Genomic DNA, 23,024 nt, shown 5'->3' with positions numbered 1-23,024 from the left:
TACAGAAATATGACAGAATGCGCATAAAGACGCATGGAATCGTGTTTCATTTTCGTATCAGGCGCGTTTATGTTCGAAATCAAACAAACCACAACTTTCATGTGGCTAAATGATAGAAAAACGAACATAGAGGAAAGACGATGATGCTTCAGGATCCTCGTTACAGCGATGTGATAATCATTGGCGGTGGCGCAACCGGGGCGGGGATTGCCCGGGACTGTGCGCTGCGGGGCTTAAGCGTGACGCTTCTTGAACGCCATGATATCGCGACAGGGGCGACCGGGCGTAATCACGGCCTGCTCCACAGCGGCGCGCGCTATGCGGTCACGGATGCGGAATCCGCACGGGAGTGTATTGCTGAAAACCAGATCCTCAGGCGCATTGCCCGTCACTGCGTTGAACCAACCAATGGTCTGTTTATCACGCTGCCTGAAGATGATCTTTCGTTTCAACAAACCTTTATTTCCGCCTGTACCGCAGCCGGGATCGCTGCTGAAGCGATTGACCCTGCGCAGGCCCGCCGTATAGAACCCGCCGTAAACCCTGCCCTGATCGGCGCAGTTACGGTCCCGGACGGCACGGTGGATCCCTTCCGCCTGACGGCCGCCAATATGCTGGACGCCCGCGAGCACGGCGCGCGTATCCTGACCGGGCATGAGGTCACCGGGCTGATCCGCGAAGGCAACACCGTTCGCGGTGTGCGGATATTTGATACGCAATACAAAGAACACAGCGACCTGTTTGCCGCCGTCGTGGTGAACGCGGCGGGGATCTGGGGCCAGCGCATCGCGGAATATGCCGACCTCTCCGTTCGTATGTTTCCGGCAAAAGGTTCCCTGCTGATCCTCGATCACCGCATCAACAACCACGTCATTAACCGCTGCCGTAAACCTTCTGATGCCGATATCCTGGTGCCGGGGGATACCATTTCATTGATTGGCACCACCTCAACCCACGTTGACTACAGCGAAATTGACGCCAACCGGGTGACGGCTGACGAGGTGGATATCCTGCTGCGTGAAGGTGAAAAACTGGCACCTGTCATGGCACAAACCCGTATTCTGCGGGCGTATGCCGGCGTTCGCCCGCTGGTAGCCAGCGATGACGATCCGAGTGGACGTAACGTTAGCCGCGGCATTGTGCTGCTCGATCACGCCGAACGTGACGGGATGGAGGGCTTTATCACCATTACCGGCGGCAAGCTGATGACCTATCGCCTGATGGCGCAATGGACCACCGATGCCGTGTGCCGGAAACTGGGCAACACCAACGCGTGCGTCACGGCGGAAAAGCCTCTGCCCGGCTCGCGTGAAGCAACCGAAAAAACCCTGCAAAAAATCATCTCGCTCCCCGCCCCGCTGCGCGGCTCTGCACTCTATCGCCACGGTGACAGAACACCCGCATGGATTGGCGGAGGGCGGCTTAGCCGCAGCCTGGTGTGCGAGTGTGAGGCGGTGACCGCCGGGGAGGTTCAATACGCCGTGGAGAACCTGACGGTGAATAATCTGCTGGACTTGCGCCGCCGTACCCGCGTCGGCATGGGAACCTGTCAGGGTGAACTGTGCGCCTGCCGGGCAGCAGGACTGTTACAGCGCTTTCATGTCACTACCTCAAGCCAGTCACTGAGCCAGTTGAGTGAATTTTTAAACGAGCGCTGGAAAGGCATTCAGCCTGTCGCCTGGGGCGATGCCCTGCGTGAAAGCGAGTTTACCCGCTGGGTCTACCAGGGGCTTTGTGGTCTGGAGAAGGAGACGCAGGATGAATTTTGATACCCTGATTGTCGGCGGTGGCCTGGCGGGTTTGCTCTGCGGCATCAAACTCACGACGCACGGGCTTCGCTGCGCCATCGTGACCCGGGGACAGAGCGCGCTGCACTTCTCTTCTGGCTCGCTGGATCTGTTAGGGCCGATGGCCTTTGACGATTTGCCGCCAGCGCACCCCTACCGCCTGACGGGCGTCGAAAACGTTTTACGCTACGCCAGGGAAGCGGAAACGCTGCTGGCACGCAGCGGCGCAGGCTTACAGGGCAACGCGCAGAAAAATCATCAGCGTGTGACCCCGCTTGGCACCCTGCGATCTGCCTGGCTCAGCCCGGAAGAGGTTCCCGTCGCCCCCTTCGACGCGAAGCGTGTGCTGGTGGTCGGGATCAGCGGTTTTCTTGATTTCCAGCCGCACCTGGCCGCCGCCTCGCTGAGCCAGCGGGGGATTAACGTCGATGCCGCTGAGATCGACCTTCCTGAACTCGACGTACTGCGTGACAACCCCAGCGAGTTTCGTGCGGTGAATATTGCCCGCCTGCTGGATCATGAAGATAAATGGCCGCAACTGTATGAGGCACTCCGGCCGCTCGGCGAAACCTGCGATGCTCTGTTTATGCCGGCCTGTTTCGGCTTAACGGACAATCGCCTCTGGCACTGGCTGTCCGATCGCTTGCCCTGCTCTCTGGGTTTACTGCCGACGCTTCCCCCTTCGGTGCCGGGCATTCGTCTGCATAATCAGCTCCAGCGGCAATTTATTGCCCAGGGTGGCGTATGGATGGCAGGCGACGAAGTCAAAAAAATCACGCTGGCGCAGGGCGCGGTAAGCGAAATCTGGACCCGTAACCACGGCGATATTCCGTTGCGCGCCCGCCATACGGTGCTCGCCAGCGGCAGTTTCTTCAGCAACGGCTTGTTGAGCAGCCGGGAAGGCATCCGCGAGGCCATCCTCGGGCTGGATGTTCGTCAAAGCGCCTCGCGTGCAGACTGGTACCAGAGTGATTTCTTCACGCCGCAGCCCTGGCAACAGTTCGGGGTGATCGTCGATGAACATCTGCGTCCTCAACTCTCCGGTACACCCGTTGAAAATCTCTACGCCATCGGCTCGATTCTGGGTGGCTACGATCCTATTGCCCAGGGTTGCGGCGGCGGCATATGCGCGATAACGGCACTGCATGTCGCCGGGCAGATTATCCACAGTATGGAGGCCGAACAATGAACGACACCCGCTTTGAAAGCTGCATTAAATGCACGGTCTGCACTACGGTCTGCCCGGTCAGCGGCGTAAACCCGCAATACCCGGGGCCGAAGCAGGCCGGTCCAGACGGGGAGCGCCTGCGCCTGAAGGACGGCGCGCTGTACGATGAAGCACTGAAATACTGCATCAACTGCAAGCGCTGCGAAGTGGCTTGCCCGTCAGATGTCAAAATCGGCGATATCATTCAGCGTGCCCGCGCGCGTTATAGCACCCAAAAACCGACGTTGCGTGATGCCATCCTCAGCCATACCGACCTGATGGGCAGGGTTTCAACGCCGTTCGCCCCGCTGGTGAACGCTGCGACCTCGCTGAAACCGGTACGCCAGTTGCTGGACGCCACCCTGAAAATCGACCACCGTCGCAGCCTGCCGAAATATTCTCAGGGGACGTTTCGCGGCTGGTACAAATCGGTGGCGGCGGAACAGGCGCAGTTTAGCGATCAGGTGGCTTTCTTCCACGGCTGCTACGTGAATTACAATCACCCTCAGTTGGGAAAAGATCTGCTCAATGTCCTGAATGCGATGGGCACTGGCGTACAGCTACTGAATAAAGAGAAGTGCTGCGGTGTGCCACTGATTGCCAACGGCTTCACGGATAAAGCGCGCAAGCAGGCGACCAGCAACGTCACCGCCTTGCGCGAAGCCATTGTCGGAAAAGGGATCCCGGTGCTCGCCACGTCGTCTACCTGCACCTTCACATTGCGGGATGAATATCCGCATCTTTTGGATGTGGATAACACCGACCTGCGCGACCATATTGAACTGGCGACTCGCTTCCTGTGGCGCATGCTGGACAGTGGACAGACCCTGCCACTGAAACCATTGCCACTGAACGTGGTTTATCACACGCCCTGTCATATGGAAAAAATGGGCTGGTCGCTGTATACGCTGGAATTGCTACGGCTGATACCGGGGCTAACGTTGACGGTGCTGGATTCGCGCTGCTGCGGCATCGCGGGCACCTACGGGTTTAAGCGAGAAAACTACCCCACCTCGCAGGCGATTGGCGCGCCGCTGTTCCGTCAGATTGAAGAGAGCGGCGCAGATATCGTGGTGACGGACTGCGAAACCTGCAAATGGCAGATTGAAATGTCCACCCGCAAACGTTGCGAGCATCCCATTACCTTACTGGCAAAGGCACTGGGCTAGAGGTTGCCGGGGTGTCCGCCCCGGCAGATTCATCACTCGACAAACACCGACTCAACAACGTTGATCCAGCCGTGTTCGCTGGCGACCTCTTTCCCGTTCAGCCAGCGGCGCAGCATGTTGAGCGCCATCATGGCGCACACCTCCTGACGCACCGCCACACTGTGACGGGTGATACTCATTTTCACCCGCAGCGCGTGTGTGCCTTCCGGCGTCGCCAGCGCAAAGTTAAGGTGCTCGTCATCCACTCCACCGATGGCCAGCGCCAGTCCGGCAAAATGTTTCACTCTGCGTTCTGATGCCCAGCGAGCGGTCTGCGCCAGGGTTTCCTGCTGGAACGGCACCACTTCACTGGCCAGCAGCGGCGCGCTGGCGCGTGAAAGCTGTAATGCCAGCAATCCACCGGTAAACTGCTCGCTCAGGGTCACGCTCAACTGGCGGGACTGCAACTCACGGGCGATCTGCGCTGGCAGCCCTTCGGTGCCCTCAAAAATCAGGCTTTCACCCGCGACACGCTGCACTTCCGGCCACAACGCCAGCATGGCGGCTTTCTCTGTTGCCGGGCCGGTGAGCTTAAGCTCGATAATCGGCATCGAGGAGCGATAGCCCATCGACACGCCCGGCGGGAGTTGCAGGTGATCCAGACTCTGGGCCAGATCGCTTTCAGAGCGGCCAAAGGTGGTCAGGCGCAGACACAGCGGCGGCTCCGGCAGGGTAAAACGCTGACGAAGGCGCGGCAGGATCTGCTGCTCAACCATCACTTTAAATTCAGACGGCACGCCCGGCGTGAAGAACATCAGGCAGCGGTTGAGTTGAATGGCAAACCCGCAGGCGGTGCCAACCGGGTTATCAACCAGTTCGGCACTGGCGGGGATCTCAGCCTGTTTGCGGTTGCTCGGGGCCATGACGCGGCCACGATCGGAGAAAAAGCGCTCCATCTGTGCCAGCCACTCTTCATGCATCACCAGCCCTTCGCCTTTCGCTGTCGCGGCGGCCAGAGCGCTAAGATCGTCGCTGGTCGGGCCGAGTCCGCCGTTCACAATCAGCACGTCAGCCTGTTCGCTGCGCTCGCGCAGAATGTTCACCAGTGACTCAAGGTTGTCGCCCACCGTATTGCGGCGCGTGAGTGGTAATCCCTGCTCAAAGAATAAATCGGCAAGCCAGGCCGCATTGGTATCAATAATTTGCCCATGCAGCACTTCGTCGCCAGTGGATAACATTTCCACGTTAATCATTGTGTTCTCCCACTTCTATGGTCAAAACACTATAGCGCAATGGTGATGGGTGAAAAGAGAAACTGGCGCAGCAGAGCACTGCGCCGAAATAGATTAGAAGCCCGCGCTCACGCCAACATATGGGCCATCGGCCAGGGCGTTATCGCGATTGCCGTCTTTACCGGCCAGGTTCAGATAACGATAACCGGCTTCAATGGTGATTGGACGCATGATGGTCCAGCGCGCACCGGCGTTGGCTTCTTTATAGCTGTTGATGCCGCTGGAGAGCGAGTCTGGAGAGTAATAGTACTCGCCAAACAGGCCGAAGCTGTCGCCAATCTTCCACTGCAGACCGCCGCCCACCGCCGCGGCGTAACCTTCGTCGCCGTTGTTTGGGTTGGTGTAGATCCCTTTTCCGCCGACGGTGGCCAGGAATGGACCGAGAGGAACGTTCAGACCGAGACCGAGGCTGGCGGCATCGCCATCATCGTCGTTATGGGTCCAGCCACCGGTCATCGCCAGACCGGACGTCTCGGTGCCAAGGCCAAAGCCCAGGTGGGTATAGTCCTTACCCGCCGAGCCGTTAAAAGAGATTGCGTTTGCCGCTGCTGACGCAAACATCAGGCCTAAGCCCAGTAATGCCACTTTTTTCATTGTCGTGATCCCGCGCAATGTGATTAGAATTATTCAAAACCGCGAGATTTTAACGTGAGTCGGCCTGCGATCAACGCTGCGGCGAGATAATAAAAAAATTAGATTGTAACGAGTTGATACTTACAGGTTTTAACAATGTTAAATTCGGAAAAAGCGTTACCCTGAGGATGCCAGCGACGTCAGTTTAACGGCACGGATGCGTTGAATGGCAGCGAAGTTAAAAACGAAACGGGAGCCTGAGCTCCCGTTTTTATCGCAGGATGAATGCCTGCGCCCTGCCCTTTACCCGCAGCCGATCACCGGGAAGACTCGCAACTCAACCTCGTAACGACTGATGAACCCACTGTTGCAGGGCGCGGCGGGCGATTTTAATTCCGCCATTTTTCAGTTCAGCCGGGAGCATAAGCCAGTGTACCGGCTGCTGAAAGCGCGCCAGCTTATCGCTCACCCAGTGCGGTAGCTGGGCGATATCCGTTCCCGCTTCGCACTCGACGACCGCCACCGGCCGTTGACCAAACTCGACATCATCGAAGGGAACCACATACACCTGGTTTACCTGAGGATGGGTGCCGATCACCCGCTCCAGCTCTTCCGGCTGGATCCCCTCCCCGCCGCTGAAAAAGAGATTATCCATCCGACCCAGGATAGTCAGCCGACCGTCGCATAACGCACCGCGATCGCGGGTGGCGAACCAGCCCTGCGCATTGGTCAGCGGGAGCAATGCGCCGTCTCGCCAGTAACCCGCCGCCATACTGCGTGCCTTGATCCAGACTTCTCCCTCGACGACCTGTATTTCTCGCCCCGGCAAGGGGAAACCGACATCTGGTTCTCCGTCCGCCTCTTTGGCGCAGACGGTGGAGGCAAATTCAGTCAGACCGTAACCGCAGAAGGTCCGAATGCCCTGCTCGCGTGCCTTCTCCGTCAGCGCCACAGGAATGGCCGCCCCGCCGAGAAGGACGGCTTTCAGGGCGACGCGATGCTCGCCATTGATCAGGCGCCACAGCTGAGTTGGTACCAGCGAGGCGTGAGTACAGCCCTGCAATGCCTGCTCCAGCGGCTGTTTCTCACGCACGGTCAGGCGCGCGCCCGCATGCAGCCAGCGCCATAAAATGCCCTGCCCGGAGACATGAAAAAGCGGCAGCGAAAGCAGCCAGTCATCGTTGCCGCTAAACGGCATGAGGGCCAGAACGCCCTGCGCGCTGGCAAGGTGGGCCGAACAGGTATGCACCGCCGCTTTGGGTAAACCGGTCGAACCGGAGGTAAGCGTCATGGAGGCCAGACGTTCTGGTTGCCATGCAACGCTGTAGTGCCCCTTGTCATCGCGTAAAGCCAGTCCAGGCAGCCCGTCGAACACGCCGGTTAACACCAGCGCAAAACGCAGTGTCATTTGCGGCAATAAGATATCCAGCAGCGGACGCGGCAGCTGAGGATTAACGGGCAGAATGCGCGCCCCGCACTGAAGCAGCGCCAGCCACGCCAGCAGGGTGTGCGGATGATTGTGGGCGAGCAGCATTACGCCGTCACCTTCCTGTACGCCCTGACGATGAAAACCCGTCGCCAGGCGATCTACACGATCGCACAGCTGTTGCCAGGTGAGCGTCTCTTCGTTCAGGCGTAGCGCAGGTTTATCAGCCTGCCGCGCGCACCAGTGCCGCCACGGCCAGTCGGTAAAACTCATAGCAGCGGCTCCAGCGCCTCGACGTCGAGTTGCGGCAGCGTACTGTCAGGCCAGGAGCGGATAAGCTGAGCTTGCATCAGGTTTAGCGTGTCCAGGCCGGGGACAGTGTCTGGCGTCAGCCAGGCTGCGATACGTGCCAGCTGTGTCAGCCCAAGACTGGATTCAATGGAGGAGCTTATCACCGCCGTCAGGCCTGCCGCCTGTGCCGCAGAGACCTGCTGGCGCACTTTCTCCAGGCTGCCGGTCAGGGTCGGTTTGATCACCACGGCGCTGACACCCGGCTCGGCAACAAACGCAAAATCATCCTCGCGCAGGCTTTCATCCCAGGCGATGGCAATCCCTGTCTCCCGGGCAAACGCCAGCGAGTCCGCGCGCGTTTTACAGGGTTCCTCCAGAAAGGCGATACGATCCCGATACGCCGGGTTAACGTACTTCGCAAACTGCTGCGCTTTCAACGGTGTCCAGGCACGGTTGGCATCAAGGCGCAGACGCAGATCCGGGATGGCCTCCAGCAGCAGATTCGCCACCATGCCGTCGCGCACCGCTTCGTACAGCCCCACTTTGATCTTCGCCACTTTTTCGCCCGGCATGGCGGCGAGCACGGCAAAGAGTTCGTCAGGATCCCCGGTACAGAGCGGGGCTGCGCGATAATTGGCTTTCTGCGGCAGCGTACCGTCCAGTTCGGCCAGCGCACAGCTGATGCCAAAATCCACCGCAGGCTGACCGGGCAACTGCGGATCTGCGCCGTCGCGCCAGGCCAGGCACCAGGCCCGCAGCGAGGCTTCCGCCTCCTCCAGCGACTCGCGGCTGAAGCCCGGCAGGGGGGCGATTTCTCCCCACCCTTGCCGATCGCCCTGCTGCAGATGAACGAACAGACCGTCGCGCGTTTTTAACCGCCGTTCGCGCAGAACCACACCCGCGTCCATCGGTACCTGCCAGCGGTAGATCTGTACGCTGCGCATTACGGATTCCGTTTGTATTTGCTGAAGTCCGGCTGGCGCTTCTCGTTGAACGCGTTACGCCCTTCCTGACCCTCTTCGGTCATGTAGAACAGCATAGTGGCATTGCCTGCCAGCTCCTGCAGCCCGGCCTGACCATCGCAGTCGGCGTTCAGTGCCGCCTTCAGGCAGCGCAGCGCCATCGGGCTGTTTTGCAGCATTTCACGGCACCAGCGCACGGTCTCTTTTTCCAGATCGGCAATCGGCACCACGGTGTTAACCAGCCCCATGTCCAGCGCTTCCTGGGCATTGTACTGACGGCACAGGAACCAGATCTCGCGCGCTTTTTTCTGCCCCACGATACGGGCCATGTAGGAGGCGCCCCAGCCGCCGTCGAAGGAGCCGACTTTCGGGCCGGTCTGGCCGAAGATGGCATTTTCTGCCGCGATCGTCAGGTCGCACATCATGTGCAGCACGTGACCGCCCCCGATGGAGTAGCCAGCCACCATCGCAACAACCGGTTTTGGACAGGTGCGGATCTGGCGCTGGAAGTCGAGCACGTTCAGGTGGTGCACGCCAGAGTCATCCTGGTATCCGCCGTAGTCGCCGCGCACTTTCTGATCGCCGCCGGAACAGAACGCTTTTTCGCCTTCCCCGGTAAGGACAATCACGCCGATATTGTCGTCGTAACGGGCATCTGCCAGCGCCTGGATCATCTCTTTAACGGTGACCGGACGAAACGCGTTACGCACCTCGGGACGGTTGATGGTGATTTTGGCGATCCCGTCCGCCGATTTGTGGTAACGAATGTCGGTGTAACCTTCGGAGCAGTCCTGCCATTCCACCGGTGCGTAGAGCATGTTTTCATCAGGGTAGATCATAGAGTGTCCTTTATGGATAAACGGAGTATCTGAGCCAGACGCTCGGCCACCGCAACGGGATTTTCCCGATGGGCGTTATGTCCGGCATGGGAAATTTGATGGCCGATCGCGGGAAGCTCCCGGGCAATCGCCCTGAACTTGTCGTCCCGCTCGCCATACAGATAGAAAAAGGGAACTGCGCACTCAGCGAGCGCAGCCCTTAAATCGGGTTGTTCAGCCAGGGATGTCGCCTGCAACATGGCGGCGAGGGTCGCGCCGTTGTTACGGCTGCGCAGGGCTACGAGCGCACGACGCTGCGCGTCAGTTAATGAGGCAAAGACCGGCTGTTGATACCAGTCTGCAAACACCGCCTCTAAGGGTTCATGGCGAAAACGCGCAGCCCAGTGAGCATCAGAGGCGCGGCGCCTTGCCCGTTCGTCATCATCACGCAACCCCGGATGCGCCCCTTCAACAATCAATCCCTGTAGCCCTTTCGGGCGCTGGCAGGCGTGATACATCGCAATGCGGCCGCCGAGGGAGTACCCCACCAGCCAGTACTTTAGTATGTTGTAACTAATAAGGGTGCGATTCAGCAATGTATGCATGTCGTTGAAATCGTGCACCGCAGCGTGCGCCGATTCGCCGTGTCCCGGCAAATCAAGATATAAGCGGGGGTAATCCTCCAGGCACGCTTCGGGCAACTGCCATTCACGGCGATCGCCGGAAAAGCCGTGCAGGAAAACCAGCCAGGGTTTTCCTGCCGCGCTGGTGCAGTGCGTGCCTTGCAGGATCATAGATGGCTTACCTGCGCCAGCAGGTTTTGCAGCATCTGCGCGCCATCGCTGTCGTTAACCACCACTTCGATAAGCGTGGCGCGAGGTTTGCTCCACGCCGTATTCAGGGCGCTCTCCAACTCCCCCCAGCTTGTAGGGCGCTGATAGCGGAGGCTGAACATGGCTGCCGCGTGTTCAAACTGCACGTTTTGCGGCATCAGATAGAAGCGCTCACGCTCACTCTGCGGCGTCGGGAGCAGGGAGAAAATCTGCCCGCCGTTGTTGTTGATCACCAGCAGCACAAAGGGCGCCGAAGCCTGACGTAACAAGGCCAGCGCGTTGAGATCGTACAACGCCGACAGATCGCCAATAATCGCCAGCGTCGGGCGTGCGTTGGCACGCTGGACCCCGGCTGCGGTGGAGATCAGCCCGTCAATGCCGCTGGCGCCACGGTTACTGAACACCGGATAGCCTGCCGGCAGGCGGGAAAAGGCATCAATCAGACGCACCACCAGGCTGTTGCCGACAAACAGCTGCCCCTGCTCGGGCAGATAGTGGCGAATACGGTGCGCCAGCTGCGCCTCGCCAAACGCCTCGCTGTGTTGCGCTGTCAGCTGCCAGGCCTGGCGGGAGAGTTCCGGGATCGCCGTGGCCCAGGGGCCGCGTTTTTCCGCCGGATGCAGTTCCAGCCAGTCGGCGACATTCGAGACCAGCCGACGACCGCAATGGTGCGCCGGATCCAGCCGCCCTTCCCGCGGATCGACCAGCCAGTACTCTTCCGGCGTGCAGGTTGCCTGCCACTGCAGCAGCCGTTTCCCCGTCAGACTGCCGCCCAGCTGGACCACAATCTGCGCCTGCTCCAGTTCGGTAACGGCCTTCGCATTGCCCAGCCACAGATCCGCACACGGCAGCGGCTGCCCGGTCTGGGAAAGTACGTCGCCAATCAGCGGCCAGCCCAGGGTTTGCGCCCACTCTGCCACCTTTTTTCCTTCCGCCGCGCTCATTCTGCCCGCCAGCACCACGCCGCGTTTTTGCCGCCAGAAGAACCAGTCGCGCTGTTCAGGGCTTGAAAGCGCTGCGGGGGCGCGCAGCCAGGGTTTATCGCTCTGCCACCAGTCACCCAGCGCCTGGTGCCAGGCAAGATCGGTATCATCCATTTCGCCATACAGCGGCTCGGCAAACGGACAGTTAATGTGCAGCGCCCCCGCGCGCAATGCGCCCATGGCGTTATCCACTGTGGAGACCAGCCAGCGGGCGGGAATATCCCGGGTCGGACGCGGCAGGGATAAGGTTTCCGAGGGATGTGAGGCGAAGAGACCCGGCTGACGAATGGCCTGGTTTGCGCCACAGTCGATCAGCTCCGGGGGACGATCCGCCGTTAGCAGCACCAGCTTTTCGCCGGTCAGACCGGCTTCAATCAGCGCCGGATAGAGGTTAGCCACCGCGGTACCGGAAGTTACAATAACCGCCACCGGGGTATTACTGGCTTTGGCCAGCCCCAGCGCCAGATGCCCGAGACCGCGTTCATCAAAATGGGTGTGATGAATAAAAGCACGGTTCTCTGCGGCAGCCAGGGTCAACGGCGTTGAACGCGAGCCGGGTGCGATGCAAACGTGCCTGACGCCATGGCGGGTCAGGGCTTCAAGGATCACCGCCGCCCAGCGCCGGTTAAAGGAACTCACTGACATGGAATTGTCCGGTATCAATATTGCGACTAAGTATAAATAATAGGAAAAGATGTAATTTTGATATGAATCGGGTAAGTACGACTCAGTATTAATCCTTTAGGAGGAGAGAACGCAGTCCGGCAGCTTTATTTTCAATCTCCTGCCACTCCTGTTCAGGGTCGGAACCACTGACGATCCCCGCCCCGGCGTACAGGCGCACGCAGGTCTCCTGCACCCTGGCCGAACGCAACGCCACGCAGAATTCGCTTTGCGCTAACGACAGATAGCCAGCGGACCCGGCATACCACTCCCGATCGAAGGGTTCATTGCGGGCGATAAAATCCCACGCATTTTGGCGCGGCAGACCGGCGACGGCGGCGGTAGGTTGCAGCCGCATCAGGCACTGTTCATCGTCCGGCTGTTGCAATGCAGTCCAGATGCAGCGGCGTAAATGCTGCACCTTACGCAAGCGCATAATTTGCGGCGGCAGCACGTCAAGCACGCCGCCATCACGTTGCAGGCGCTGACAGATATCCTCGACCACCAGCATATTTTCACGCTGGTTTTTATCGTCATGCATCAGCCAGTCCCCCATGCGGGCGGCCTGGGCATCATCCGGGTGACTGGCGACCGTACCGGCCAACGCCTCGGTACGCAGCAGGGTTCCACGCCGCCGCCACAGCCGTTCCGGCGACGAACCGAGAAAGGCCCGGGTAGCATCAGGGCGCATCAGAAAGTGGTAGCACTGGAAATTCACCCGACGGCTGGCGGCTATCAGAGCGACAGGATTGACCGGCAGGTTGAAATGCAGATCCGTTGCCCGGGCCAACACTACTTTATCGAACTCCCCGCGGGCAATGGCGTCGGTTGCACGGGTGATTAACGCCAGCCAGCCGGATTTCTCAGGCCGATGGGTTTCGCTCACCACCGGCTGGTTAAGCGCCTTAACGGGCTGGCTGTCCCTGAGGGAGCGCAAGAATTCGTGTGCGTGTTGCGCATCGTTTTTCAGCGAGGTTGCGCTGCAAAGTATCAGCCGCAGCGTCGCGGTTCCGCCGCTGCGCTGCCACAGCAGACGCGGCAGGAACAGATTGCCCTGGTGCGGATCGAAGGCGTTAACCCCCACCACCCGAACGTCAGGACATTGCGGATAACAGTGCAAAAAATGACGGGCATCAGAGAGAGAGGCGAAGTGTTTTGTGGCCCCCAGCGCGGCGTACTCTTCATCACCGTTACGCTGCTGCCAGTAGAACTGAGGAAAACAGTGCTGGGCATTCAGCCAGGCGAGCGGGTCAAACGCATCGTTGAGCGCAAAGGAAACATCGAGGTGATGCAGGCCAGGTACATCAGGAATATCGTCTGCTAACTGGTGGCAAAGGCCTGCCAGCGCGGTGGAAATCGAGTGCACGCGAACTTCTCCCAGCTCAAAGACCTTACATTATACGGGGTACTGGCTGGAAAAAGCAGTACCCACGATTTGACAGGGAGAAGCGTGCGTGTAGGATTAACGGCGGGCGAGCAGCAGACCGAGCACCAGACCGGCGGCGGCGCCTACTCCGATACCCTGCCACGGTTTTTCACGGACATAATCGTCCGCACGATAGACCGCTTTTTTCGCCCGATAATAGTAAGTGTCCGACGCATGGCTTACGCGCGTTTTCACGTCATGCAGTGCCTGTTCAGCACGCGCCTTTAGCTCAATGTACTTTTGATCGGCCGGATCGCCTGAAGAACGAAGGACTTCTTCCAGCGTTTCACTTAACAGCGTCAGATCATCATCAACGTGCGATTCCGAAGATTGGAAGGACATAGTTTTCTCCTTGTAGTTGCATCAGTTCGCTAACTATAGACAATCCTTGCCGATTCTGCCTGCTACGCTTGTTCTGCCTCTTTCGCCATCCCGATATGCGGAATGCCATCTTCATCGTAAATATCCGTCACGGGCACAAAGCCAAAACGGGCATAAAACGCCTGCAAATGGGCCTGCGCGCCAAGATATAACGCTTTGTTCGGCCACTGTTTTTCGCAGGAATGCAGGGTGTGCTCCATCAGCGCATATCCGAGCTTTTCGCCCCGCGCTTGCTGGCTGATAATCACCCGGCCAATCACAACGGGAGAAAAATCGTCGTCGCTTTTCAGAATCCTCGCATACGCCACCAGTTGGTTATCTTTCCAGCCGAGGATGTGCCGGTTCTCCCCCACCAGATCGTCGCCATCAATATCCTGGTAAGGGCAGGTTTGTTCCACTACAAAGACTTCGCAGCGAAGCTTGAGTAGCGCGTAAAGCACGGGAACGGTCAGCTCGCTATGGTGCAGATCTTGCCACTGGATCATGGGGGTCTCCTTATCGTGTCGGTAGCCGTTATACTAATGACTTTTCGTCCCTGGCACAGAGGCTGAGTGCATTATGGAGCTGCTTTTTTTAGGAACATCTGCTGGCGTGCCGACCCGGACGCGCAACGTCACCTCAATTTTGCTGGATTTACAGCACCCGACCCGCGGTGGCTTGTGGATGTTTGACTGTGGCGAAGGCACGCAGCACCAGCTGCTCCAGACCGCCAGCCATCCCGGCAAGCTGGATAAAATTTTCATTACCCACCTGCATGGCGATCACCTTTTTGGTCTACCGGGGCTGCTGTGCAGTCGCTCGATGGCGGGCAATCTCCACCCGCTGACCATTTACGGCCCGCCCGGGATCCGTGAATTTGTCGAAACCAGCCTGCGCATCAGTGGCTCCTGGACCGATTATCCGCTTGAGATTGTCGAGATAAGCGCAGGAGTGGTTTTCAGCGATGATGCCTGGACCGTGACCGCGGCCGCGCTGAATCATCCCGTGGAGTGTTACGGCTATCGCATTGAAGAGCAGGATAAACCCGGCGCCCTGGATGGCGCGGCGCTGATTGCCGCCGGAGTTCCTTTCGGCCCCCTGTTCCAGCAGCTCAAGCGCGGTGAACGCATCACGCTGGACGATGGCCGGACGATCGATGGCGCAGACTATCTCTCGCCGCCCCGCCCGGGCAAGAAACTGGCTATCTTCGGGGATACCGCCCCCTGTGAGAACGCCCTCGCGCTGGCCAGGGGCGTCGATCTGCTGGTGCATGAAGCCACCCTGGAATCGGCGATGGAGGAGAAAGCCAACAGCCGCGGCCACAGTTCAACGCGTCAGGCCGCCATGCTGGCCCGCGAAGCGCAGGTGAAAAAACTGGTGATCACCCACGTCAGCTCGCGCTATGACGCCGGGGGCTGCGCCATGCTGCTGACCGAGTGCCGCGACCTGTTTGCCGACAGTCAGCTTGCAGAAGATTTTGCCGTGGTGCGCGTTTAACGCTCTATTTTTCCCCGGGTCTGCCGATAACCCTTAACAGGCAGGTATTTTTCACTCGAGGGTAGAATGGATAATTTCCAGAAAGACATTGATGACAGGGCAAATCTTACTCTGTCGAACCGTTTTGAGCTGTTGCTGTTCCGTCTCGGCACATCGATGAACGAAAATAAATCTGAGCTGTTTGGCATCAACGTCTTTAAGCTTCGCGAGATTGTGCCCATGCCAGCGTTCACCAAACCGGCGGGCATGAAGTCACCCCTGATGGGGATGGTCAATATTCGTGACCAGGTGATCCCGGTTATCGACCTGGCCGCCGTGGCAGGCTGCAAACCGGCGACGGGTCTGAACATTCTGCTGATCACCGAGTATGCCCGCAGCGTGCAGGCCTTTGCCGTCGAGTCGGTCGAAAACATTATGCGACTGGACTGGAAGCAGGTGCATGCGGCTGAAACCGCCGTCAGCGGACGCTATATCACCAGTATTGCCTGCCTGGACGAGAAGACGGATACCAACGATCTGGCGATGGTGCTGGACGTTGAGCAGATCCTGTATGACATCACCCCGGCCAATCATGACCTGCACGCGACCGACCTGAAAACCACCCAATTTAATATTAAGCCGGGTGCCGTGGCGATTGTGGCGGAAGACTCCAAAGTGGCGCGTTCGATGCTGGAAAAAGGGCTGCAGGCGATGGCGATCCCGGCGCTGATGCATATCACCGGCAAAGAGGCGTGGGAGAAAATTGGCGTGCTGGCAGCGCAGGCGCAGGCAGAAGGCGTACCGATCACCGATAAGATCGCTCTGGTCCTGACTGACCTTGAGATGCCGGAGATGGACGGCTTTACCCTGACGCGCAAAATTAAAACCGACGCCATCCTGAAGGACATTCCGGTGGTGATCCACTCTTCCCTTTCCGGCAACGCCAACGAAGACCATATCCGCAAGGTGAAAGCCGATGGCTACGTGGCGAAGTTCGAGCTGAATGAGCTGTCTTCGGTGATTGAAGAGGTGCTGGAGCGCTCGACGAAGAAGATTGATGGACCGTTGATTAGTCGTAAGCAGTTGGCCTGATTTGCGTTTTTTTGCCCGGCAGTGCGTCGCTTGCACGGGCAGAGGCAGCAAATAGAAAGCATAAAAAAACCCGCTGAGGCGGTTTTTTTCGTTCAGTGCGGGCTGGTGCCCTCACCCCAGCCCTCTCCCACAAGGAGAGGGAGAAGACCATAAAAAAACCCGCCGAGGTGGGTTTTCGTTCAGTGCGGGCTGTTGCCCTCACCCGGCCCCCTCCCACAAGGAGAGGGAGAAGACCATAAAAAAAACCCGCCGAGGCGGGTTTTCGTTCAGTGCGGGCTGTTGCCCTCACCCCAGCCCTCTCCCACAAGGAGAGGGAGAAGACCATAAAAAAACCCGCCGAGGCGGGTTTTTGTTTTTACCTTGCTTACATCAGCGGCATCGCGTGCTGCACGATGGTGATCAGCGGCTGCGGATAGATACCGAAGATCAGTACCAGCAAGGCCGAGATCAGCACCACAATACCCCCGGCGCTGTACTGCCAGTTGCCTGGCGCATCGCGGTTGAGCTGCTGAGGTGCGCTCAGGTACAGGCTCACGGCCACGCGCAGGTAGTAGTAGAGACCAATCGCGGAGCCGATAACGACACCCGCTGTCAGCCACCACAGACCCGCCTGCACACCCACTGCCAGCACGTAGAACTTACCGATAAAGCCCAGCGTCATCGGGATACCCGCCAGAGAGAGCATCATCACGGTCATCACCGCGGACAGGATCGGACGGTGCCAGAACAGACCACGGTAGGAGAACAGTGAATCTGCGTCCGGGCCACGGTACGGGCTGGACATCAGGCTTACCACGCCGAACGCGCCGAGGCTGCTGAACAGGTAACCGGCCAGGTAGACACCTACGGTCTCCATGGACATCTGGCCGCTCTGCAGCGCAATCAGTGCCACCATCAGATAGCCCAGGTGCGAGATGGAGGAGTAACCGAGCAGACGTTTGATATTGGTCTGGCTCAGCGCCATCAGGTTACCGAAGATGATGGAGACGAAGGCAATGATACCCAGAACCACACGAACCGCTTCGCTCTCGCCTACCGGTGCGTACAGGAACAGACGCATCACCACACCGAAGATAGCGATTTTGCTCGCTGTCGCCAGGAAGGTGGAGACCGGTGCCGGAGCACCCTGGTAAACGTCTGGCGTCCACAGGTGGAACGGCACCAGAGAGAGTTTAAAGCCGAGGCCTACAATCATCATGCCCAGACCTGCCAGCAGCAGCGGCTCATGCAGCATGCCGTCGCCGAGGCTCTTGCCAAGCGCTTCGAAGGAGAGGTTACCGGACTGAGCATAGATCAGCGCAATACCGAACAGCAGGAAGGACGAAGCAGCAGCAGACAGGATCGTATACTTGATACTCGCTTCCAGAGAGCGCTTCTGACGGAAGGCATAACCAATCAGGCCGAACAGCGGCAGAGAGATCAGCTCAATACCGAGGAACAGCGCCGCCAGATGGTTTGCGTTCGCCAGCAGAATACCACCCAGGGCGGCAATCAGAACCAGCAGGTAAAACTCTTCTCTGTTGTCGTTGTAGCCTTCCAGCCACGGGTACGCAAAGGTACAGGTTGCCAGGCTGGCTAACAGCACCAGCCCGGTGTACAGCATGGCGAAGCCGTCAACGCGCATCAGCGGAGTGACATCCATCGCACCCGCCTGGCCAACAAACCAGAGGGAGACTAACGCAGCGTTCAGACCCAGAACCGCCAGGGTGGCATTCAGGAAGTGATTGCGTCGCCACGCAATGGAGAGCATCACAACCACCACCGTCAATCCGACGATCAGCAGCGGTAGCAGCGCAATCAGTTGTTGTGGAGTTATTGTCATGGCGATTTACGGCCTTGTAGTAGAAGCAGAATTAACAAACCACTGCTGGATGTTGCCCATCGCGGAGTGCGAGGTATCCAGAATCGGCTGCGGATAGAAGCCCAGCAGCACCAGCAGTACGACCAGCAGCAGGATGATGAACAGCTCGCGCAGCGACATCCCCGGCAGCTCTTTGGCAGCGATTTCACTCTTCGCTTTACCGAAGTAAGCGCGGTGCAGCATCGCCAGTGAGTAAACCGAAGCGAACACCAGACCGAAGGTCGAAATCACGGTGATCATCGGCACCACTTTGAAGCTGCCGAACAGGATCATGAATTCGCCAACAAAGTTACCGGTACCCGGCATCCCGAGGGTGGCAACAGCGAAGAACATCGACATCGCTGGCAGCCATTTCATTTTGCCCCACAAACCGCCCATCTGACGCATGTCACGGGTGTGTAGACGTTCGTAAAGCTGGCCGCACAGGATGAAGAGGCCGGCTGCGGACAGACCGTGCGCAATCATCTGGATCACCGCGCCCTGGTACGCCAGCTGGCTGCCGGTGTAGATAGCAATCAGCACGAAGCCCATGTGGGAAACGGAGGTATAGGCGATCAGACGTTTGATGTCGTACTGCGTGAAGGCCATCCACGCGCCGTAGAAGATACCGATCACGCCGAGCCACATGGCAATTGGCGCGAACTCTGCGGAGGCGTTCGGGAACAGCGGCAGAGCGAAACGCAGCAGACCGTAGGCCGCGGTTTTCAGCAAGATGCCCGCCAGGTCAACGGAACCCGCCGTTGGTGCCTGGGAGTGCGCATCCGGCAGCCAGCCGTGCAGTGGAACCACCGGCATTTTCACCGCAAACGCGATAAAGAAGCCCAGCATCAGCAGGTATTCAACACCGTGTGACATCGGGGTCTTCAGCAGGTCCTGATAGTTGAAGGTCCAGACGCCGGTCGCGTTGTAATGCACGAACACCAGCGCCAGGATGGCAATCAACATCACCAGACCACTCGCCTGGGTGTAAATGAAGAACTTGGTTGCCGCCGTGATACGCGTTTTACCGTCGGACGCCTTATGGCCCCACAGCGCGATCAGGAAGTACATCGGCACCAGCATCATTTCCCAGAAGAAGAAGAACAGGAACATGTCGATGGCAAGGAACACGCCGATAACGCCGCCCAGGATCCACATCAGGTTCAGGTGGAAGAAGCCCTGATATTTTTCGATTTCTCGCCAGGAGCACAGGACCGCCAGAACGCCGAGCAGACCGGTCAGCACCACCATCAGCAGCGACAGACCATCAATCGCCAGGTGAATGGTAATACCGAAGCGCGGGATCCACGGCAGAATGAATTCAGACTGCCACTGCGGAATGCCCGCAGACTGGGTCAGAGAATAGCCGCCCTGCAACCAGAGTTGCAGGCCAAGCGCAAGCGTCAATCCCATGGTGATCAGCGCAATCCAGCGCGGCATCTTCACGCCAAAGCGTTCGGTCTGCCAGCACAGGAAGCCGCCGATGAAGGGAATTAATATTAGCCAGGGTAGTAACATGGCGATTTGCATTCCTTTTTAAGGCCCCCAGCAGGGGCCTGATTTTCAACGAATTCGAATAAATTCACTTAACGATCAACGCAACACCATCAGCAGCGCCAGCACCACAACCGCACCGATGCTCATGGACGCCACATACCAGCGCAGATACCCGTTCTCGCTGAACAGCAGGCCTTTACCTGCAAAGCGGGAGAGGATCGCCGGAGTGTTCATCAGTGAGTTCAGCGGATCGCGTTTAATCAGCCACGCAATGCCGAGGAATGGTTTCACGAAGATCATGTCGTACAGCCAGTCGAAGCCCCACGCGTTGTACCACCAGGTGCCCAGCAGACGGCCCGGCGCACTGTTGGCAACGGCAGTCACCAGCGTACGTTTGCCCAGCCACAGCCATGCAGCAATCAGGATGCCCGCGATAGCGACCACACCGGAGGTGATTTCAAGCGTCAGAACGCGACCGTGCTCAAGCTCGGTGGTGTCCGGCAGTACGCCCTGCAGCGGTGGCACAATCATCGCGCCAACGAAGGTGGACAGCACCAGCAGCACAATCAGCGGCAGGTGGTGGGTGATCCCCTTCCCTGCGTGAGCGTGAATTTGTTCTTTACCGTGGAAGACGATGAAAATCATACGGAAGGTATACAGAGAGGTCATGAATGCACCGACCAGACCCGCAACCATCAGATTGATATGACCATTTGCCATGGCGCCCGCAAGGATTTCGTCCTTACTGAAGAAGCCCGCGGTGATCAGCGGCAGTGCCGCCAGCGCCGCGCCACCTACCAGGAAGCAGACGTAAACCAGCGGAATGGATTTGCGCAGACCGCCCATCTTGAAGATGTTCTGCTCGTGGTGGCAGGCAAGGATCACCGAACCAGACGAGAGGAACAGCAGCGCTTTAAAGAACGCGTGCGTCATCAGATGGAAAATCGCCGCATCCCACGCCTGTACGCCCAGCGCCAGGAACATGTAGCCAATCTGGCTCATGGTGGAGTAAGCGAGAACGCGTTTGATGTCGGTTTGCACCAGCGCGGCAAAGCCTGCCAGCACCAGCGTCACTGCACCGACGATACCGACCAGGTGCAGAATTTCCGGGGTCATCAGGAACAGACCGTGGGTACGCGCAATCAGGTAAACACCGGCGGTAACCATGGTCGCGGCGTGGATCAGCGCGGAGACAGGGGTTGGACCCGCCATCGCGTCGGCCAGCCATGTTTGCAGAGGCAGCTGTGCGGATTTACCCACAGCACCACCCAGCAGCATCAGCGTTGCCCACCACAGCATGTTGTTGCCTGCTTCGAAGTGCGCTGGCGCCAGCTCCACCATTTCGCGGAAGTTCAGCGTGCCCAGTTCGTTGTAGAGAATGAACAGCGCGAAGGCGAGGAAGACGTCACCCACACGGGTCACGACGAACGCTTTCATGGCTGCTGCGCCATTCTTCGGATCGGTGTAGTAGAAACCGATCAGCAGGTAAGAGCAGAGACCCACGCCTTCCCAGCCGAGATACATCAGCAGCAGGTTATCGGCCAGCACCAGAACGACCATGCTGGCGATAAACAGGTTGGTGTAGGCGAAGAAGCGGGAGTAACCCTCTTCACCGCGCATATACCAGGAGGCGAACATGTGGATCAGGAAGCCCACGCCGGTCACCACGGAGAGCATGGTCAGGGAGAGACCATCCAGCACCAGGTTGAAACCGATGTTGAAATCACCGACCGACATCCAGGTCCACAGCGGCACGCTGTGAGGCTGACGTCCGTTACTGAAGAAGTCGATACCCGCATACGCTGTAACCAGCGCAGCCAGACCAATAGAGCCAATGCCAACGGTAGCAGACAGATTCTCAGACCAGCGGCCGCGAGAAAATGCCAGCAGCAGGAAGCCAATCAGCGGAAAAATAATGGTTAAGGCAAGCATGTTCATCCACGCAACTCACTTACTGAATCGATGTTCAGGTTCTGGCGGCGACGGTGGAGCTGCAGTAACAGCGCCAGGCCAATACTCGCTTCGGCAGCCGCAAGGCTGATGGCGAGAATGTACATCACCTGACCATCGGTCTGGCCCCAGTAGCTCCCGGCGACCACGAAGGCCAGCGCGGCAGCGTTGATCATGATCTCCAGGCCAATCAGCATAAACAGCAGATTGCGGCGGATAACCAGACCGGTTAAGCCCAGCACGAATAAAATCGCTGCGAGGATCAGTCCATGTTGTAAAGGAATCATGCGCGTTCCTCCGTTTTTCTTTTCGCGCTGTCGTCCTTGCGGTTGCTCAGCACTTCACCACTACGCTCTTCGCGGCCCACGTGGAACGCGACAACCAGACCTGCCAGCAGCAGCATCGAGGCCAGTTCAACCGCCAGTACGTATGGCCCAAACAGGGTGATACCCACTGCTTTGGCGCTGATTGGCGTACCGTCGATACCCTGGTCGTTGACACCCAGAATGGCGTAGACGATCACCGCCAGCATGATGGCCGACAGAATTGCCGGACCAATCCACACCTGCGGTTTCAGCCACTGACGTTCCTGTTCGATTTCCGAGCCGCCCAGGTTCAGCATCATCACCACGAAGACGAACAGAACCATAATGGCACCGGCGTAAACGATGATCTCAAGCGCACCCGCAAAGTGTGCGCCCAGCGCAAAGAACACCCCGGAAATGGCCAGCAGCGAAATGATTAAATAGAGCAGCGCATGCACCGGGTTGGTGTGCGTAATCACTCGCAGCGTAGCCAGGATGGCGATCAGGCCACAGATATAAAAAGCGAATTCCATTGCCCCTCTCCTTACGGTAACAGGCTCTTGACGTCGATAGGCTTGGCTTCGTTCTCTGCTTCGCCCTTATCTTTGCCGTCGATTGCCATACCCGCCATCCGGTAGAAGTTATATTCCGGGTATTTGCCCGGACCGGAAATCAGCAGATCCTCTTTTTCGTACACCAGGTCCTGACGCTTGTATTCGCCCAGCTCGAAGTCCGGGGTCAACTGAATCGCCGTGGTCGGGCACGCTTCTTCGCACAGACCGCAGAAGATGCAGCGTGAGAAGTTGATGCGGAAGAACTCCGGGTACCAGCGACCGTCTACCGTCTCGGCTTTTTGCAGAGAGATACAGCCTACCGGACAGGCTACCGCACACAGGTTACAGGCAACGCAGCGCTCTGAGCCGTCTGGATCGCGCGTCAGCACGATACGGCCACGGTAGCGCGGCGGCAGATATACCGGCTCTTCCGGGTACATCCGGGTTTCGCGTTTGGCAAACGCGTGCAGGCCGATCATCCAGATACTGCGTACCTGGGTGCCGAAACCTACCAATAATTCTTTCAAGGTCATGGTCTAAA

Annotated in this window: 21 protein-coding genes; 5 read left to right on the top strand and 16 right to left on the bottom strand. The window is 58.5% G+C overall.

Going from position 1 to position 23,024, the window contains the following annotated elements:
* Positions 1–140 precede the first annotated feature (140 nt).
* From glpA to glpC, 3 genes are read left to right on the top strand one after another with little or no spacing between them, the layout of a single operon-like run.
* On the top strand, positions 141–1,769 hold the full coding sequence (glpA, locus tag ABIE02_RS06635) for an anaerobic glycerol-3-phosphate dehydrogenase subunit A (protein WP_336994472.1): 1,629 nt from the start codon (positions 141–143) through the stop codon (positions 1,767–1,769).
* Entirely contained in the window at positions 1,759–2,976 is a 1,218-nt protein-coding gene (gene glpB / locus ABIE02_RS06630; protein ID WP_336994471.1) for a glycerol-3-phosphate dehydrogenase subunit GlpB, read from the top strand. The genes glpA and glpB overlap by 11 nt, the downstream gene beginning before the upstream one ends.
* Positions 2,973–4,163: an anaerobic glycerol-3-phosphate dehydrogenase subunit GlpC gene (gene glpC, locus ABIE02_RS06625; protein WP_336994470.1), complete on the top strand. Its 1,191-nt coding sequence runs from the start codon at positions 2,973–2,975 to the stop codon at positions 4,161–4,163. The genes glpB and glpC overlap by 4 nt, the downstream gene beginning before the upstream one ends.
* A gap of 32 nt (positions 4,164–4,195) precedes the next feature.
* Here the strand turns inward: glpC and ABIE02_RS06620 are convergent, their stop codons facing one another.
* The 10 genes from ABIE02_RS06620 to ABIE02_RS06575 form a co-directional block, all read right to left on the bottom strand.
* Positions 4,196–5,395, bottom strand: coding sequence for a nicotinamide mononucleotide deamidase-related protein YfaY (locus ABIE02_RS06620; protein WP_032612737.1), 1,200 nt, complete (start codon positions 5,393–5,395; stop codon positions 4,196–4,198).
* A gap of 93 nt (positions 5,396–5,488) precedes the next feature.
* Complete coding sequence (locus ABIE02_RS06615) at positions 5,489–6,028, bottom strand: YfaZ family outer membrane protein (RefSeq protein WP_032612739.1); 540 nt, start codon at positions 6,026–6,028, stop codon at positions 5,489–5,491.
* 316 nt (positions 6,029–6,344) lie between these two features.
* Positions 6,345–7,706: an o-succinylbenzoate--CoA ligase gene (gene menE, locus ABIE02_RS06610; protein WP_336994469.1), complete on the bottom strand. Its 1,362-nt coding sequence runs from the start codon at positions 7,704–7,706 to the stop codon at positions 6,345–6,347.
* A complete protein-coding gene (gene menC / locus ABIE02_RS06605) occupies positions 7,703–8,668 on the bottom strand; it encodes an o-succinylbenzoate synthase (RefSeq protein ID WP_336994468.1) in 966 nt (321 codons plus the stop codon). Before menC ends, menE begins: the two co-directional genes overlap by 4 nt.
* The gene (menB, locus tag ABIE02_RS06600) at positions 8,668–9,525 is read right to left on the bottom strand and encodes a 1,4-dihydroxy-2-naphthoyl-CoA synthase (RefSeq protein WP_059307480.1); all 858 of its coding nucleotides are present in this window, start codon (positions 9,523–9,525) and stop codon (positions 8,668–8,670) included. Before menB ends, menC begins: the two co-directional genes overlap by 1 nt.
* On the bottom strand, positions 9,522–10,298 hold the full coding sequence (gene menH / locus ABIE02_RS06595) for a 2-succinyl-6-hydroxy-2,4-cyclohexadiene-1-carboxylate synthase (protein WP_336994467.1): 777 nt from the start codon (positions 10,296–10,298) through the stop codon (positions 9,522–9,524). The genes menB and menH overlap by 4 nt, the downstream gene beginning before the upstream one ends.
* Complete coding sequence (gene menD / locus ABIE02_RS06590) at positions 10,295–11,965, bottom strand: 2-succinyl-5-enolpyruvyl-6-hydroxy-3-cyclohexene-1-carboxylic-acid synthase (RefSeq protein WP_285126016.1); 1,671 nt, start codon at positions 11,963–11,965, stop codon at positions 10,295–10,297. Before menD ends, menH begins: the two co-directional genes overlap by 4 nt.
* A gap of 88 nt (positions 11,966–12,053) precedes the next feature.
* The gene (gene menF, locus ABIE02_RS06585) at positions 12,054–13,349 is read right to left on the bottom strand and encodes an isochorismate synthase MenF (protein ID WP_336994466.1); all 1,296 of its coding nucleotides are present in this window, start codon (positions 13,347–13,349) and stop codon (positions 12,054–12,056) included.
* A 96-nt stretch (positions 13,350–13,445) separates the two neighbouring features.
* Positions 13,446–13,751 carry a stress response protein ElaB gene (elaB, locus tag ABIE02_RS06580; RefSeq protein ID WP_032612753.1) on the bottom strand — a complete coding sequence of 102 codons (306 nt, stop codon included), beginning with the start codon at positions 13,749–13,751 and terminating at the stop codon, positions 13,446–13,448.
* 62 nt (positions 13,752–13,813) lie between these two features.
* A complete protein-coding gene (locus ABIE02_RS06575; RefSeq protein ID WP_103792203.1) occupies positions 13,814–14,275 on the bottom strand; it encodes a GNAT family N-acetyltransferase in 462 nt (153 codons plus the stop codon).
* 73 nt (positions 14,276–14,348) lie between these two features.
* Here ABIE02_RS06575 and rnz point away from each other — a divergent pair, with 73 nt between their 5' ends.
* Both rnz and ABIE02_RS06565 read left to right on the top strand, forming a co-directional pair.
* Entirely contained in the window at positions 14,349–15,266 is a 918-nt protein-coding gene (rnz, locus tag ABIE02_RS06570; RefSeq protein ID WP_059307476.1) for a ribonuclease Z, read from the top strand.
* A gap of 66 nt (positions 15,267–15,332) precedes the next feature.
* Positions 15,333–16,337, top strand: a complete 1,005-nt coding sequence (locus ABIE02_RS06565; RefSeq protein WP_059307475.1) for a chemotaxis protein — start codon at positions 15,333–15,335, stop codon at positions 16,335–16,337.
* A gap of 364 nt (positions 16,338–16,701) precedes the next feature.
* On the opposite strand, the gene nuoN is transcribed toward ABIE02_RS06565, so the two are convergent.
* From nuoN to nuoI, 6 genes are all read right to left on the bottom strand, one after another.
* Entirely contained in the window at positions 16,702–18,159 is a 1,458-nt protein-coding gene (nuoN, locus tag ABIE02_RS06560) for an NADH-quinone oxidoreductase subunit NuoN (RefSeq protein WP_032612766.1), read from the bottom strand.
* A 6-nt stretch (positions 18,160–18,165) separates the two neighbouring features.
* Entirely contained in the window at positions 18,166–19,695 is a 1,530-nt protein-coding gene (nuoM, locus tag ABIE02_RS06555) for an NADH-quinone oxidoreductase subunit M (RefSeq protein ID WP_032612768.1), read from the bottom strand.
* Positions 19,696–19,770: 75 nt separating this feature from the next.
* Positions 19,771–21,612 (bottom strand): NADH-quinone oxidoreductase subunit L, encoded by a 1,842-nt coding sequence (nuoL, locus tag ABIE02_RS06550; RefSeq protein ID WP_059307474.1) that lies wholly within the window; start codon positions 21,610–21,612, stop codon positions 19,771–19,773.
* Positions 21,609–21,911 (bottom strand): NADH-quinone oxidoreductase subunit NuoK, encoded by a 303-nt coding sequence (nuoK, locus tag ABIE02_RS06545; RefSeq protein ID WP_032612773.1) that lies wholly within the window; start codon positions 21,909–21,911, stop codon positions 21,609–21,611. The genes nuoL and nuoK overlap by 4 nt, the downstream gene beginning before the upstream one ends.
* Positions 21,908–22,462: an NADH-quinone oxidoreductase subunit J gene (gene nuoJ, locus ABIE02_RS06540; RefSeq protein ID WP_032612775.1), complete on the bottom strand. Its 555-nt coding sequence runs from the start codon at positions 22,460–22,462 to the stop codon at positions 21,908–21,910. The genes nuoK and nuoJ overlap by 4 nt, the downstream gene beginning before the upstream one ends.
* Positions 22,463–22,473: 11 nt before the next feature.
* Positions 22,474–23,016, bottom strand: coding sequence for an NADH-quinone oxidoreductase subunit NuoI (gene nuoI, locus ABIE02_RS06535; protein ID WP_003861491.1), 543 nt, complete (start codon positions 23,014–23,016; stop codon positions 22,474–22,476).
* Positions 23,017–23,024 lie beyond the last annotated feature (8 nt).

This window comes from Leclercia sp. 1548, assembly GCF_050435045.1.
Lineage (GTDB): Bacteria > Pseudomonadota > Gammaproteobacteria > Enterobacterales > Enterobacteriaceae > Enterobacter > Enterobacter adecarboxylatus.
The sequence above is the reverse complement of the archived record's forward strand: the minus strand, read 5'-3'. Positions and strand labels throughout refer to the sequence as shown.